13 protein-coding genes are annotated in these 13610 nt (G+C 65.9%); 5 read left to right on the top strand and 8 right to left on the bottom strand.

Annotated features, from left to right (window positions below):
- The first annotated feature begins 75 nt into the window (after positions 1-75).
- The 3 genes from P8R42_01285 to arfB all read left to right on the top strand — a co-directional run bounded on the left by P8R42_01285 (position 76) and on the right by arfB (position 1913).
- Positions 76-981, top strand: a complete 906-nt coding sequence (locus P8R42_01285) for an SDR family NAD(P)-dependent oxidoreductase (GenBank protein ID MDG2303279.1) — start codon at positions 76-78, stop codon at positions 979-981.
- A 94-nt stretch (positions 982-1075) separates the two neighbouring features.
- A complete protein-coding gene (locus P8R42_01280; protein MDG2303278.1) occupies positions 1076-1486 on the top strand; it encodes a hypothetical protein in 411 nt (136 codons plus the stop codon).
- Positions 1487-1490: 4 nt separating this feature from the next.
- Positions 1491-1913 (top strand): alternative ribosome rescue aminoacyl-tRNA hydrolase ArfB, encoded by a 423-nt coding sequence (gene arfB, locus P8R42_01275; protein MDG2303277.1) that lies wholly within the window; start codon positions 1491-1493, stop codon positions 1911-1913.
- Between the two features lie 12 nt (positions 1914-1925).
- Here the strand turns inward: arfB and P8R42_01270 are convergent, their stop codons facing one another.
- From P8R42_01270 to P8R42_01260, 3 genes are all read right to left on the bottom strand, one after another.
- Positions 1926-2762: an SDR family oxidoreductase gene (locus P8R42_01270; GenBank protein ID MDG2303276.1), complete on the bottom strand. Its 837-nt coding sequence runs from the start codon at positions 2760-2762 to the stop codon at positions 1926-1928.
- Between the two features lie 208 nt (positions 2763-2970).
- A complete protein-coding gene (locus P8R42_01265; GenBank protein MDG2303275.1) occupies positions 2971-3189 on the bottom strand; it encodes a hypothetical protein in 219 nt (72 codons plus the stop codon).
- A complete protein-coding gene (locus P8R42_01260; protein MDG2303274.1) occupies positions 3186-3455 on the bottom strand; it encodes a DUF4976 domain-containing protein in 270 nt (89 codons plus the stop codon). Before P8R42_01260 ends, P8R42_01265 begins: the two co-directional genes overlap by 4 nt.
- Positions 3456-3551: 96 nt before the next feature.
- On the opposite strand from P8R42_01260, the gene P8R42_01255 reads away from it, so the two are divergent.
- A complete protein-coding gene (locus tag P8R42_01255) occupies positions 3552-4901 on the top strand; it encodes a phosphotransferase family protein (GenBank protein MDG2303273.1) in 1350 nt (449 codons plus the stop codon).
- Positions 4902-4915: 14 nt separating this feature from the next.
- On the opposite strand, the gene P8R42_01250 is transcribed toward P8R42_01255, so the two are convergent.
- The 5 genes from P8R42_01250 to P8R42_01230 form a co-directional block, all read right to left on the bottom strand.
- On the bottom strand, positions 4916-5791 hold the full coding sequence (locus tag P8R42_01250) for an aldo/keto reductase (GenBank protein ID MDG2303272.1): 876 nt from the start codon (positions 5789-5791) through the stop codon (positions 4916-4918).
- A 28-nt stretch (positions 5792-5819) separates the two neighbouring features.
- Entirely contained in the window at positions 5820-7799 is a 1980-nt protein-coding gene (locus tag P8R42_01245) for a glycoside hydrolase family 3 N-terminal domain-containing protein (GenBank protein ID MDG2303271.1), read from the bottom strand.
- Between the two features lie 67 nt (positions 7800-7866).
- Entirely contained in the window at positions 7867-8328 is a 462-nt protein-coding gene (locus P8R42_01240) for a 2,4'-dihydroxyacetophenone dioxygenase family protein (protein ID MDG2303270.1), read from the bottom strand.
- Between the two features lie 18 nt (positions 8329-8346).
- Positions 8347-9612 (bottom strand): DUF839 domain-containing protein, encoded by a 1266-nt coding sequence (locus P8R42_01235; GenBank protein ID MDG2303269.1) that lies wholly within the window; start codon positions 9610-9612, stop codon positions 8347-8349.
- A 145-nt stretch (positions 9613-9757) separates the two neighbouring features.
- A complete protein-coding gene (locus P8R42_01230; protein MDG2303268.1) occupies positions 9758-10927 on the bottom strand; it encodes an ABC transporter substrate-binding protein in 1170 nt (389 codons plus the stop codon).
- Between the two features lie 205 nt (positions 10928-11132).
- On the opposite strand from P8R42_01230, the gene P8R42_01225 reads away from it, so the two are divergent.
- Complete coding sequence (locus tag P8R42_01225) at positions 11133-13580, top strand: di-heme oxidoredictase family protein (GenBank protein ID MDG2303267.1); 2448 nt, start codon at positions 11133-11135, stop codon at positions 13578-13580.
- Positions 13581-13610: the final 30 nt, after the last annotated feature.

The raw sequence follows: 13610 nt of genomic DNA, 5'->3' as shown, positions 1-13610 counted from the left end.
TCTCGCCGTCGGGCGGGCCGAGTCGCAGGGGGGCGGTCGTGGCCGGACGGGGAGGCGTGGGCTACGTTTTCGTCCATGGGACGACTGGACGGGCGGGTGGCGATCGTAACGGGAGCGGGACGCGGAATTGGTGCCGCCGTCGCCGAGGGATTGGCGGCCGAGGGGGCGAGCGTCGTCGTGAGCGACCTCGGCGTCGGGATGGACGGCAACGGTGTGGACCAGGGGCCCGCGGATGAGGTGGCCGCGCGGATCCGAGACGCGGGAGGGGTCGCCCGGGCGGACCACACCGACGTCACGGACTACGCGGCGTCGGAGCAGCTCATTCGGTCCGCGGTCGACGCGTTCGGCCGAATGGACATCCTCGTGAACAGCGCGGGCATCGTTCGCGACAAGATGATCTTCAACATGACCGAGGCGGACTGGAGCGCGGTCATCGACGTGCACCTGAACGGGACGTTCAACACCACCCGTCATGCGTCGGCCCATTGGCGTGAGAACAAGGGTGGAGAGTACCGCCTCATCAACTTCACGTCGGGGGCCGGTCTGTACGGAGCGCCGAGCCAGCCCAACTACGCGGCCGCCAAGATGGGGATCGTCGGCCTCACGATGTCGTGCGCAAACTCCCTCGGACGGTACGGAGTCACGGCCAACTGCATCGGGCCGATCGCGACCACCCGGATGACCATGGGGATCGGTGGGGGCAAGGCCCTGAACCAATACGACCCCTCGAACGCGCGGATGGCCCCGGAGAACGTCGTGCCGCCCGTCTTGTACCTGGCCAGCGCAGCGTCGGGGTGGCTGACCCGCCGGGTGATCGGGGCGGGGAACGGGAAAATCAGCCTGTTTGCCAATCACACGGTCGAGCGCGAGATCATCGCATCGACGGGTATCTGGGACACCGAAGCCGCTTTTTCCGAGATGGAGGGGGCCTTTCGGACGGCAATCGAGTACCCGAATCCATTCGACCGGCCTAGGAATTGAGGCCGTTGTCTGGGCGGTTTAGCTTGACGGCCCCGCCTCGGGTTTCCTGGGATCCTACGGTTTCCCGTGCAATGTCGGCTGGGGGTCGTTCGGGGTGCTGAATGCTGCTGCTCCTCCCGCTGCGCGCAGCCTATCCGGCCGCGGCGATGGTCGCGGCGGCGGGGATCCCGCGCGGGACGATTGGATGGAGTTCGAGGCCCCCGGCCGCACGCTCAACCACCCTCGGGCCCTGCGCATCGGCCGCGAGGTTCGCTGCTTCGATGGTGAGGCCGGCTGTGACATCGAAATTTGCTTCCACAACACCGCCCCGGACTTTCCGACGTGCAGCCCCGTGGAGGTGACGGGCGTCGTCGCGCAGGATCCGGCGACGGGAGCGGTGCTCGGCCATTGGAGTCTGCCGGCGCAGGTGCAGTCGGCGCCGGTCGTCGTCGATGGGATGGTTTTCGTCGCGTGGGGCGATTGGACGAACGACACCGGCGGTCTCACCGCCTTCAAGCTAGATTGAAGGGGTGAAGATTCGCGTGAGCCCCTCGCTGTCGATCGATGACAGCGACATCGAGGAGAGTTTCGTCCGGTCCTCGGGGCCGGGAGGGCAGAACGTGAACAAGCTCGCCACCGCCGTGCAGCTTCGCTTCGATCCGCACGCTCTACCGGCGGCCGTTCGCGCGCGTCTTCCCAAGGTCGAGGGGGCACGGTTGACGGATGACGGCATCGTGCTGGTCGACGCGAGCCGGTACCGAACGCAGGCCAGGAATCGCGCGGATGCAATCGAGCGACTGGTCGCGCTGGTTCGGTTGGCGACGATCCGCCCGCGCCCACGTCGTCCGACGAAGCCTACGCGCGCATCGAAAGTTCGGCGGGTCGATGCGAAGCAGCGTCGCGGCAAGATAAAGCAGAAGCGCAAGCCGGTGCGTCACTCCGACGATGACTGAAATGCACTCGCACTAGATCACGTAGCCGTCGCCGGACGCACGCACGGTGAGGTCACTGATCGAAACGCCCCAAGGCTGATTGATCGCAAACACGATCTGGTCGGCGAGGATCTCCGGACTCAGCGCGAAGTACTCGATGCTGTCGGGGTCCACGAGTTCGGCGGGGGGCGTTTCGCCGAAGACCGTACCGACCTTGTCCATGAAGGCGGCCTCGTTCCCGCCCAGGATGCCACCGAGAGCGGCTGGGTTGACGATGCCGTCTCCGAGCGCGGTGCCGGGAACCCCGGTCGGGCGGATGGTCGTGACCTTGATGCGCCCCTGCGACTCCTGTCGCAGCGATTCGGAGAGCACGTTCACCGCGGCCTTCGTCGCGCCGTAGACCGCCGCGCCCGCTACAGGGTAGTTGCCGTAGATCGAGGAGAGGTTCACGACGTGGCCGCGGCGTTGGGCGATCATCTGATCATGAACGGCCATGATGCCGTGCAGGACCCCCTTCAAGTTGATGTCGATGCACTTGTCCCAGGCAGCCGCAGCTTCGTCGTGGTCGGCGTACAGGGCCAGCGGCATCGTGCCCGCGTTGTTCACCATGACGTCGATAGCGTCGAAGCGCTCGACCGCCTTGGCGGCGAAGGCCCTCATCTGGCTCAGGCTCGTGACGTCGGTCGGTACGGCCTCGGCTTGGCCGCCTGCGTCGGCGATCGTGCGGACGGTGGCCTGAAGTTCGGCCTCGTTCACGTCGGCTCCGACGACGTTGGCGCCGAGGGCGGCGGTCTTCGTGGCGACCAAGCGTCCGAAGCCGCCGGCCGCGCCTGTGATGAGAATCGTCTTGCCGTCTACGTAGTTCGTCATGTCTACCCCTGCTCTGCTCACGCGGCTCCTTTACCAGATGCTCGAGAAAGCCGCCGTCCGGCGCACCCTCGGCTTCGAGTCGGCGCCAGGTGAAGGGAGAGAGGAGCTGTCCGACGAATCCGGTGGGGAAGGCCGGCATGTCGGCCATTGCGACGGCCAGGCGCGCGGGAAACGTCACCGCACCGAAGCCGTTGTGGAAGAGATCGGTCTAGAAGTCCCGTTCGCGTCCGTCGTTCCATCGGTCTCGGTGGGGGGCGAGGCGTTCGAGGGCGAAGAGGAGAATGAAGCCGGCGCTGATGGTCGCGAGCTGGGTCGTCTTGAACAAATCGCGCCGGTCCGACTCGAGCAACCAGATGCAGGTGGCGGTGATGCCGAGGACCATGGACGGGAAGAGGGCGACGGCGCAGATCTTACGGAGGGTGTTCACGACCCGCTCTTGGCCCGTGGCGTCGGGCGCCCGTCTTTGGCGGCGGTTCGAGTTTGCCGCAGTTCCGCGCGGAGCGCGGGAAGTAGCGCGTCGCCTTCGTCGGTGCCGATCAGGTTCGTGTACTCGCCGGGGTCGATCGAGAGGTCGTAGAGTTCAGGATCGCGCCCTTCGTACTCAATGTACTTGTAGCGCTCCGTTCGGAGCGCGTGCGTCGTCGGGACGACGAGGAGGCTCGGACGCAGAAAACGAGGGGCTGCCCATGGCATCACATTAGGTAAAATGGTCAGGTGTCTTGACCAGGGGGGTACCTGGACGGGTGCCGGGCTCGCGACCGCTCGACGTTTCTGGCAACCTTTACCGGCATGGCGCACGACGACGATGAGGTGAACCGAGACGGGCTCGCCCCGGAGTGGAAGCGGGCGTTCGACTGGATCGAGAAGACCGTGGGTGGTCGGATCGTCCGCGCGCGGCGGCAGGAGCGTTGGCGTCCGGCGTGGTTTGTCGACGTCGAGCGGGACGGGCGGATCCTGCCTCTGTATTTTCGCGGGGATCGCGGCGAGGTCGGCAGTGGCATCTACCCACTGGAGCACGAGGTCGCCGTCTTTGAAGTTCTCGAGTCCGAGGGCCTCCTCGTCCCCCACGTCTACGGTTTGTGCGAGGACCCGCGGGGTTTCCTCATGGACGCCATCCCCGGTCGTCCGGACCTGTCGACGAATGAAGACCCGGAAGACCGCGCGTCGGTTCTCGCTCACTTGATGGACCTCTATGCCGACCTGCACGCCATCGACGTGAAGCGCTTCGAAGACATCGGTGTCGAGCGGCCGCGGCCGGATGAGGTTCCTCTGGGCGACTTCGCGCGTTGGGAGAGCGGTTACCGTGCGCGCAAGTCCGCGCCCGAACCGATGATCGAGTTCGGCATCCGCTGGGTGCGTCGCAATCTTCCTCAGCGCACGCAGTTGGCGTGTCTCCATGCGGACTCCGGAAACTTCATCTTCGATGGCGCTCGCGTGACGGCACTGCTGGACTTCGAGCTGGCGTGCATTGGAGATCCCCTCGCGGACCTGGGCGCGCTGCGCGCCCGCGATCTCTCGGAGCCCTTCGGTGATCTCCGCCCGGGTTTCGAGCGCTACGCGCAGAAGACGGGCTGTGACCTCGACGTCGCCGCGCTCGATTTCTACACGATTCGGTTCGGGCTTCAGACGCCGATGGCGGTGGCGGCCATTGTGCGTGGTTGTCCGAAGGGCACGAACCTCGCGCAGTTCCTCGGCTGGTACCTCGTGTACGGGCGGATCCCGTGCGAGTTGATCGCGCACCGAGCTGGCGTCGAGATCGAGGCGCCGGCGTTGCCGGATGCGAAGCCGACCCGTCGGTCGGGAGCGTACGACTTCCTCGCGGGCGTGCTCGGCGGCGAGGGGCGCGGGGAAACGTACGACCTGGACGTCGCTCTGCGGGTGGCGCAGTACCTACGCCGGGCGGAGCGATACGGGCCGCAACTCGAGGCCGAGGATCTCGACGAGGTGGCGACGCTACTCGGTCGGCGGCCGTCGTCTTGGCAAGATGCCGATGTGGCGCTCGAGGCCTTCGTGCTCGAGGCGCCGCCGGAACTCGATGGCCAGTTGGCGCGGTACTTCGTGCGGCGGTGTCTGCGCGAAGAGGCGCTCCTCGCGCCCGCGATGCGCGAGATCGAAGGCGCTCGCGTTCAGCTTCTCTGAACTGCTGCGGGGCTTCAGATCCCTTCGTGCCCGGGGACGAACAGGGGCTCGACACCCGCGCGAGCGGTTTCCGCTCTCATCGCGTCGTCCGTAGGCCGCTCGCCGAGCTCGGCCGCGGCGGCGAGAACCGTCTCGAGAAAGCGGGCGTCGCTCGAGGTGTTGAGAAAGATCCCGGGTCGGCCGAGCGCCCAGCGCACGGCGCAGGCGATCGCATCGGGCTCGGTGAGCGGCTCGTACCAGCTGAATCGTCGCTCCGCGTTCTCGGTCCAGCGCCGTCGGGCGATACTCTTGATCGTTTGCACGGCGACGCCGCTCGCCTCGCAGATGGACACCAGGGCCTCGAAGTCCGCGGCGTACGCCGGCTGGCTCATCATGGTGAAGTTGTACGGGAGCAGAACCGAATCGAACGGGTGACGCTCGAGGCTGCGGAGGTGCATCGCCGCGACCCGTGTTCCATGGCCGGTTACGCCGAGGAAGCGCACCAGGCCTTCGTCGCGGGCCTGCGTCAGAGCCTCGAGTGCACCGCCGGCGGCGAACGCCGTGCGCCAGCCGTCCTCATCAACGAGGTTGTGCATCTGGATGAGGTCGAGCTGCTCGACGCCCAGCCGTTCGAGCGATCGGTGGAGGCCCGCCTTGGCTCCATCGTAGGTCCGCTCTGCGGTCTTCGTCGCGAGGAAGAACTCCGCACGTCGCGTCTTCATCCAGGGCTGGATCCGGAGCTCCGCATCGCCGTAGGACGCGGCGGTGTCGATATGGTTCACGCCGTGCGCGAGGAGGGTTTCGAGCACCTGGTCGGCTTTCTCCTGCCGCATCCCCCCGAGGGCTGCAGCGCCGAACAGCGTGCGAGTGCTCTGGTGGCCGGTGCTTCCGAAGGGGATTTTCTCGATCATGGCCGGTCTCCGTTTCGTTACGGTGAGTTTAGTCGTAGGTAAGCCCGAAGCCGAAGGGGAAGAGAGGGGAGGTCGAGTCATGCGGGAGGTCTTCCTTCTGCCCCCGTACCGCCTCCATCGACGAGGGGAGCTCGATTGGAAGCTTGCCGCGGGGGGTCGAGCGCCCGAACGCAATGTCGAGAAGGGCTTCGTCGGTCGCGCCGAAGTGGCCGAGGATCCCGGCGGTGTACTCGGCGACGCCCGCGAGGACGGCGGGGCGGTCGAGGTAGATCGCGAGGATCGTCGGCTTCGTGCGCGCGACGGTCTGGAGGTGCTCCAGCGTCTCCCCCTTGAAGTCGAGGTCGCCCTGATGGAAGAGCGTGTTGAAAATCCGGTCTCCGATCGTTTCCGGTGGATGCTCGACCCACGGCGTCTGCATGCGAATGAGCGCGACGTCGGCCTCGTCGAGCGTGGGGACGACGGTCCCGTAGTGCGCCGCGACGGAGGGGTCGATGTTCTCGATGTAGAGGCGGGTTTCGGGTGCGAGGGGGAGGCGCGGGTCGCCTTGGAGGTCTTCGTCGTTTTGTAGGAGCACGATCGATCGGCGTTGGGCTTCGGCGCCGGCGGCGTGAAACTCTGGTTGGTCGCAGATCTCGACCGCTGCGCTCGCATCCACGTATGGGTCGTCGAAGAGGCCGAGCCGGAACTGGTCGCGGAGAATCCGACGAACCGACGTGTCGAGGCGCTCCTCGGGGAGCGCGCCTGACTCGACCAACCCGATCAGCGGCGCCGGATCCTCTTCTCCGCCGAACTGATCGACGCCCGCGTCGAGCGCCTTGCGGTAGCGCTGCGGAATCGACAGGTCGTCGACTCCGAAGGAGCGGGCATGGATGACCTCGATCGGGCCGGCGCCCTTCGGCGCAACGATCTGCCAGTCCGTGCACACCACGCCGTCGAACCCGAAGCGATCGCGCAGCAGCCCGGTGATGACGTCACGGTTGAATCCCATGGCGACGTCCTCGCTCGTTTGGCCCACCGGTACGCCGTAGTAGGGCATCATCTGCGCGGTCCCCGCCGCGATCGCGGCTTCAAACGGGATCAGGTGCGTTTCGAATGCGTCGCCGGGATACGCTTGGTCCCCGCCGTAGCTGAAGTGGGCGTCGAGCCCGTCCTTCTGCGGCCCGCCGCCCGGAAAATGCTTGGTCATGCAGAGCACGCTCTCGTTGCCGATCTCCGGTCCCTGGAATCCATCGATGTAGGCGACGACCATCTCCGACACGAGTCCGACGTCTTCTCCGAACGTTCCGATCGCCCGGCCCCAGCGGGGCTCCGTGGCGAGGTCGGCCATGGGGTGCAGCGCCGTGCGAATTCCGACCGCGCGGTACTCCTGGTTCGCGATCTCCCCGAAGCGCTTCACGAGGGCACGGTCTCGGGTGGCGGCGAGGCCGAGGGGCTCGGGCCAGAGTGAGAAGCCTTTGGTGCCCACGGACGTCACGGCGCCCGCATCACGGACCCCGTGACGCGGGTCGGTGCTGATCGTGACAGGAATGCCGAGGCGGGTTCGTTCCGCCATCTCCTGAAGCCGGTTGTTCCACTCGGCCATCGCCTCGCAGTCGGACGAGTTCCTCAGGTTGAAGTGTCGGATCTGTCTGCCCGCTATGGCCTCAGCCGTTCCGAAGCCCTGCATGAAAGCTCCGCCCCATCCGTCTTTGAGGCTTCCGTCGGGCTCCATGAAGATCGGAGGCTGGAGCATGAGGCCGACCTTCTCGGCGACCGTCATCTGGCCGACCAGGTCCTCGACGCGTTGGTCTGTGGCGACGCGGGGGTCTTCGTATGGGTCGACGGAGCCGTTCTTGTTGAGGTCGCGGACGCGTCGCCCATCGGTGTCGATTTTGGGTGCGAGCCGGCCCAGGGTCTCCTGCGCCGCGCTGTCTCGCCGGACCGAAAGAAGGACGACGGCGGTAACCGCGAGGAGCACGATCGCCACCACCGCGCAGATCGAGAGGACGGTTCTCCGAAGGATCTTCATGACGCCCCGCGAACGATCACAATGGGGGCCGTTCTTCAAGGCGCGCCGCCCAGGCAGGCGGAGGAGTTCAGTCGGTAACGACGTTGGGGCGGGGGAGGCCCTGCATCTCGCACAACGCGAAGTAGGCGTCCGAGATGAGTTGCGCATCGACGACGGATTCGATGCTCCCATCCGGATTCAGATTGAGGTTGGCCCCGTAGATCTGGAACCAGACGTCGGTGTCCTCGGTGTTCTCCGGAAGAGTGATCAGAGTGTGTACCGAGCCGGCCGGTTCGTAGAGAAAGGACCCGGCGCGGTTCACGTATTCGTACTCTTCGTATTTCCACGCCCCCGTAGAGGTGTAGCCGAAGACCGGGCCGGTGTGCTTGTGCGTGCCGACCCCGAAGCCCGGTTTGAACCTGTTCCGGATGATCCAGAGACCTTCTTTGATCTTGGCGTAGACCAGCTTCAGGCCCGAGCCGTCCGGGAGATCGACCCAGGGGATGTCATCGTCGCCGAGGTGGATGGCCGCAGTGAGTTCTTCGCTCATTTGATGCTCCGCCTCTCCTCACACGAGAAATGGTCCGCTCACCTCGTACGTGATGCCGCTTGCGAAGAAGTCTCCGCCGAACCCTCGTTGCGACCCGAAATACAGGCGAGTGCCGGAGGGGTCGAAGACCGGGGCGGTGACCTCGGAGTCGTCCTGGCCCACGACCTGCAAGAGGGGGACGATGGAATTCAGATCGCACTCGTCCGCGCCCGGGACCAGTGCGATGATCTGCATGTCGCCGCCATCTTCGGCGACGAGAACCTCACCACCCAGGTCGGCGATCGTGACGTTGTCGGCGCCGGTGAGAACACCGCCGTCGTCCGCTGCGGAATAGAGCGTGCAGATCGTCTGGGCTTCGATGTCGTAGTGGTAGACGCGATTGTCGAACTTGGTTGCAAAGAAGGCGTGTCCGTTGCGTTCCCAGATGCCTTCGCCGCCGAGGAATCCGGTGCTCCCCTCGACCTGGTACCGCGTGAACTCGTCCGTCGCGAGCGGGTCGGGCACAGTGAGCCACGCGACGGAACTGACGCCACCCGCGTGGACGGCGTCGAGGTCGGCGACCCGCGCGATCTCGAGCGTGCCACTACCCAGGTTGGGATAGCTGCTCGGCGTGAAGCGATAGAAGCCGCCGTCCGGCATGTCTTCGGTCATGTAGAGCTGCCCACGCAAGTCGTCGACGGTGACCGCCTCGTGCACGAACAGGCCCATCGCGGCCTGCCGCACCGCCTCGGTTGCGCCGGTCGGGTCACATTCGAAGACGGCGCCGTGGCCGGAGAAGTCTTCTTCGCACGAGAGCCACGTTCCCCACGGCGTCGGGCCCCCGGCACAGTTGAAATTCGTGCCGGACAGAATCCGGTACGCGTCGACCACGTTGCCGTCGGAATCGAAGCGGATTGCGCTCGCACCGCCGTCGCCGTTCGGGATCTCGCTGTTGACGGTGTAGATCCAGCCGCCGTCCCGCTGCAGGAAGGTTGCGGCGCCGTCGGGCGCACCGTGCCAGAGGTACCCCCCGCTCCCCGGGACGGGCTCACCGGAGGCCGCCAGGATGCGGGACCGGAAGCCGTTCGGGAGACGGATGCCGTTCTCGTCAGGCGCGCCGAGTGGGCCGACGTTGGGAATGTTGCTTTGTCGCGGCTGGCTGCCTGCGACCGTCGTGTCGCCACAGGCGCTGAGGAAGGAGCCGACAGCGAGGAGGCCGGCACCATAGACGCCCTCGCGAAGGAGGGCGCGGCGCGTGCGTAGCGGATCGAAGCTTGAGGTGGGGCGGGGACGGCGTGGGTTCATGACGGCCTCTTCTTGAACAGTCGGGCGCTGGCTCCGCGCTCGTAGATCGGGCCCCCAGAAGTAGGCGTCCTGAGCGAAGTGGTCAACCGATTCGAGATGCTTTGGTCGCGGTCTGCTGTGCGCTTCGTTGGGGGGCGGCTGGGCGTCAGACGTTGGGCTCGAAGTAACCTTCGAATTTGGTCTGAACGTCTCCATCGGCCCGTTCCTCGATCGAGCGATAGAGGAGCCAATCCCCCTTGAACATCTGGTGATCGTAGGGGCCCGCCGCGATGTGCGTGCGCGGGCCGCCGGTGTAGCTCGGCGCAAAGCGCATGCGCTCGATCCCGCGCTTCATGCCCGGGCCGCTCAGGGTGTCGGCGCGGAAGATCCCTTCGGCGATGACGCGGCCGCAGTCGTACGAGAGCACCGGAACGGTGTTGGGGTTCGGCGGGCGCCAGCCGAAGTGCGCTTCGAAGTTGTCGAGGAACTTCGGGTACAGCGGGTTCTCTTCGCAGACCTGGTCGAGGCCGACCCAGCCCTTGAGGGCCTGCATCCATTCCTTCGAGCGGTAGCAGAACTGAAACGCGGTGGTCATGATCCGTGGCGGATCCCACTGGAGTCGCTCGAACATCGGCCGCATGAGCGTCGTCGGCCAGCCGAAGCCCATGTACGCGAGGCCTTGCGCGCCGGAGTCCTTCAGCCGTCCGAGTCTCTTCTCGAGATCGGTCGGCGTCTGCGTGATCATCTCGACCCCGACGATGCGCAGGTCGAACTGGTGGCACGCCCAACGAAACGACTCGAAGTACTCGCGGCCATTGGGCGAGAGCTCGTTCAAAATCCCGACCGTTTCGATGCCCTGGTGCTTCAACCAGGACCCCATGAGCTGGCCCTCCTCGGTGCAGCCGCCGTTCCCGAGCCGGAAGCAGTACTCGCCGAACCAGTCGGACGTTCCCGACCAGGTGATGCAGGGGAGCTCCAGCCGTTCGACGGTCGCCCGCAGAGTGCGGGCGTTGTCGGAGATGAGGGGCCCCACGACGGCGACGCAGCCGCGCTCCTTCAAGCGCTCGAGGGCGCGTGCGGCGACCTGCCAATCGTGATGGGGGAGGGCGAACGCCGGCTCGACGATCAGCTCGACCGGACGGTTCAGGCGCCCGCTCGCGATCTCTTCCTCGAACGCCAGGAGGACCGGCTCGGCGAAGATCTTCTCGATGCGCTTCACGTCCATCTCGAGGTCGCCCAGGAAGCCGACGCGGATCGGATCAAAGGCGGTTTCGGTCAAGCCCAGCGCCTGTGCGGGCTCATTGCGGGTGCGCAGTGTGAAGCTCAGATCTTCCATGATTCCTCTCGGCCTTTCTCGGGTTTTCTTCGTCCTAGCGGCATCCGTGGGCCTGCGTCCAGCCAGGGGCACCGAGAAGTTTCTCTCTTGTCCAGGGGTGGGCGGAGTGGATATTCGCTTTGTCACAGTCGTAGTGGCGGCCCCACCCACCCCGTTTCTTCTTCCCCGTTTCGCCGCACAGCCAGGTTTGCGAGGAGCTATTGGAATGGAAACGATGAAGACGTGGTGCCTGCTCGGGCTCCAGGGGCTCTGCCTGGTTCTCTTGCTGGCCGCGTCGGCGGAAGCCGGCAAGTGCGACGCCGAGGATCCGTGCAAGTGCGGCGACAACGTGATCGGGAAGGTCGTTCTCTCCGAAGATCTCGTGGGCTGTGAACGCGTCGGCTTGCGGATGACGCCGCACGCCGAGCTTGACTGCAACGGTCACTCGATCGAGGGCCTCGGCACGACGAAATCCACGTACGGTATTCGCCTCGACAAGGTGAACGACGCCGTGGTGAAGAACTGTCACGTGACCGCCTTCAAGCGCGGTATCCGCCTGCGGGGTGGTGATCGAAACCAGATCATCGACAACATCGTCGAAGGAAACACGATCGGAATCGAGCTCGCCGGCGGAACCGAGAGCGGGATGGCGTCGGATCATCTGATTCGCGGCAATCACGCGGGCGCGAATGAGCAGGACGGCATCCACCTCGGCGACGGGACGGTTCGCGCGAAAGTACAGCACAACAAGATCATCAAGACGGGACAGGAAGGCATCTACGTCCTGTGGTGCGTGGACTGTGAGATTACCGACAATCTCATCGAATCCGCTGGGACGTCCGCGATCTATCACAAGCATACGAGCGGTGCGTATTACGCGCGGAACACGATTCGTGGATCGATTGTGCACGTTCGCGGCGAGTCGTCCGGGAACCTTTTCGCGCACAACATTCTCGAGGGATCGGGCTTCGTGTTCGACGGCTACACGAGCCGCGGGTACGCGCAGGACCCCGGCTGGGTAAGGCTTCCCCGCGAGAACGAGGTCGTCGGCGGCTCTATTAGTGGGAAGTACTGCTTCCGCTTCCACGGCTCGTCCGGAAACCAGGCGCGCCATGTCGTGGCGCATCACTGCAAGCCCGCGAATCTCCGCGACTACAACGGCACGGAGCCGGTGAACAACATCCTGCACTTGCATGAGGTCTCGACGGATTTCGACGGCGACCTAGTCGCGAACGTGTCCGACCCGTGCACCGATCTGGATGCGGATGGATTTGGTGATCCGGGGTTCAAGGCGAACACCTGCGCGACGGACAACTGCATCGAGGTTCCGAACGTCGATCAGGCCGATGCTGACGACGACGGGTTCGGCGATGCCTGTGATCTCTGTCCTCTGAGTTTCGACCCCGCGCAGCGCGATCGAGATCGCGACGGCATCGGTGATGCCTGCGACCCGTGCAACGACGTCGATGGGGACGGATTCGGCACCGAGGGCGGGATGTGTGCTCCGGACAATTGCCCGAAGGTCGCGAACGCCGATCAACTCGACGGTGATCTCGATGGTGTGGGCGACGTGTGCGATCGCTGTCCGGCGGTTCAGGATCCACAGCAGAGCGGGCCGACGACGTGCGACGTGCCGGTGCCGGTCGGGCTCGAGGGGGCTGCCCGGGAACGGTATCTCCGGGGCATCCACACCTTCACCCGCGTCGAGACTCCGAGCACGGGCTTGGGCCCTGCCTTCAACGGTGCGAGCTGCGGGGAGTGCCACAGCCACCCGACGGCGGGTGGATCCAGTGACCGTACGGTGACTCTGTTCGGGCGCGACGACGCAGGGCGGTTCGATCCCATGCACGAGGTGGGTGGGCCGCTGCTGCAGGCGCAGGTGATTCGAACCAAGGACTGCTCGCTGCAGCATGAAGCCACCCCGAAGAACGCCGTCCCTCGGCGTCGCCAGACGCCTCCGCTCTACGGCGTCGGGCTGGTCGACACGATCCCGGCCGACGCGATTCTGGCCAACGCCGACCCGGACGATTCGGACGGCGACGGAGTTTCCGGCCGCGCGAACCAGGTGGGTGACAAGTTGGGACGGTTCGGTTGGAAGGCCGAGCAGGCCGACCTGCGTACCTTCATCGAGAAGGCTCTCGTCGAGGAGATGGGCATCACCAATCCGCGACGGCCTGCCGAAGAGCTCCCCCAAGGCGAGATCTCGCCTTGCGATCCGACGTCCGACCCCGAGGATGATGGGACCCGGGTCGAGCTGCTCTTCGACTTCCTGCGGCTGCTGCCGCCGCCCGAGGCAGGCCCGACTCCGGTCACTGCGGGCGCCGAGGCGTTCGGGGCTAGTGGCTGTGGCTCGTGCCACGTGGAGTCCCTCCCCGCGGGAGAGAACGGACTGGGCGAGACGGACGTCCGTCTGTACTCGGACCTCCTCCTGCATGACATGGGACCGTCGCTCGGAGACGGCGTCGAGGCCGGTCGCGCCGGACCGACGGAGTTCCGAACGACTCCACTGTGGGGCGTCGCGCAGAGCGGCCCGTACCTGCACGACGGTCGCGCAGATACGATAGAAAAGGCGATCGGGCTGCACGAAGGGGAGGCCACGGCGGCTCGCGACCGGTTCCTCGCGCTCCCGCGCGGCGAGCGCGATGCGCTGTTGGCGTTCCTCGCGGCGCTCTGACCGGCGAGTGCTCTAATCGGTTCGGCCGTT

The sequence above is a fragment of the Candidatus Binatia bacterium genome, assembly GCA_029243485.1.
GTDB lineage: Bacteria > Desulfobacterota > Binatia > UBA12015 > UBA12015 > VGTG01.
This window is presented reverse-complemented; position numbering and strand designations above follow the sequence as displayed.

What these genes read in the sequence shown, in the direction of transcription:
- P8R42_01285 (MDG2303279.1), top strand. Translation starts at nt 76, where the DNA reads ATGGGACGACTGGACGGGCGGGTGGCGATCGTAACGGGAGCGGGACGC.
- P8R42_01270 (MDG2303276.1), bottom strand. Translation starts at nt 2,762, where the DNA reads ATGACGAACTACGTAGACGGCAAGACGATTCTCATCACAGGCGCGGCC.
- P8R42_01260 (MDG2303274.1), bottom strand. Translation starts at nt 3,455, where the DNA reads ATGCCATGGGCAGCCCCTCGTTTTCTGCGTCCGAGCCTCCTCGTCGTC.
- P8R42_01255 (MDG2303273.1), top strand. Translation starts at nt 3,552, where the DNA reads ATGGCGCACGACGACGATGAGGTGAACCGAGACGGGCTCGCCCCGGAG.
- P8R42_01250 (MDG2303272.1), bottom strand. Translation starts at nt 5,791, where the DNA reads ATGATCGAGAAAATCCCCTTCGGAAGCACCGGCCACCAGAGCACTCGC.
- P8R42_01245 (MDG2303271.1), bottom strand. Translation starts at nt 7,799, where the DNA reads ATGAAGATCCTTCGGAGAACCGTCCTCTCGATCTGCGCGGTGGTGGCG.
- P8R42_01240 (MDG2303270.1), bottom strand. Translation starts at nt 8,328, where the DNA reads ATGAGCGAAGAACTCACTGCGGCCATCCACCTCGGCGACGATGACATC.
- P8R42_01235 (MDG2303269.1), bottom strand. Translation starts at nt 9,612, where the DNA reads ATGAACCCACGCCGTCCCCGCCCCACCTCAAGCTTCGATCCGCTACGC.
- P8R42_01230 (MDG2303268.1), bottom strand. Translation starts at nt 10,927, where the DNA reads ATGGAAGATCTGAGCTTCACACTGCGCACCCGCAATGAGCCCGCACAG.
- P8R42_01225 (MDG2303267.1), top strand. Translation starts at nt 11,133, where the DNA reads ATGGAAACGATGAAGACGTGGTGCCTGCTCGGGCTCCAGGGGCTCTGC.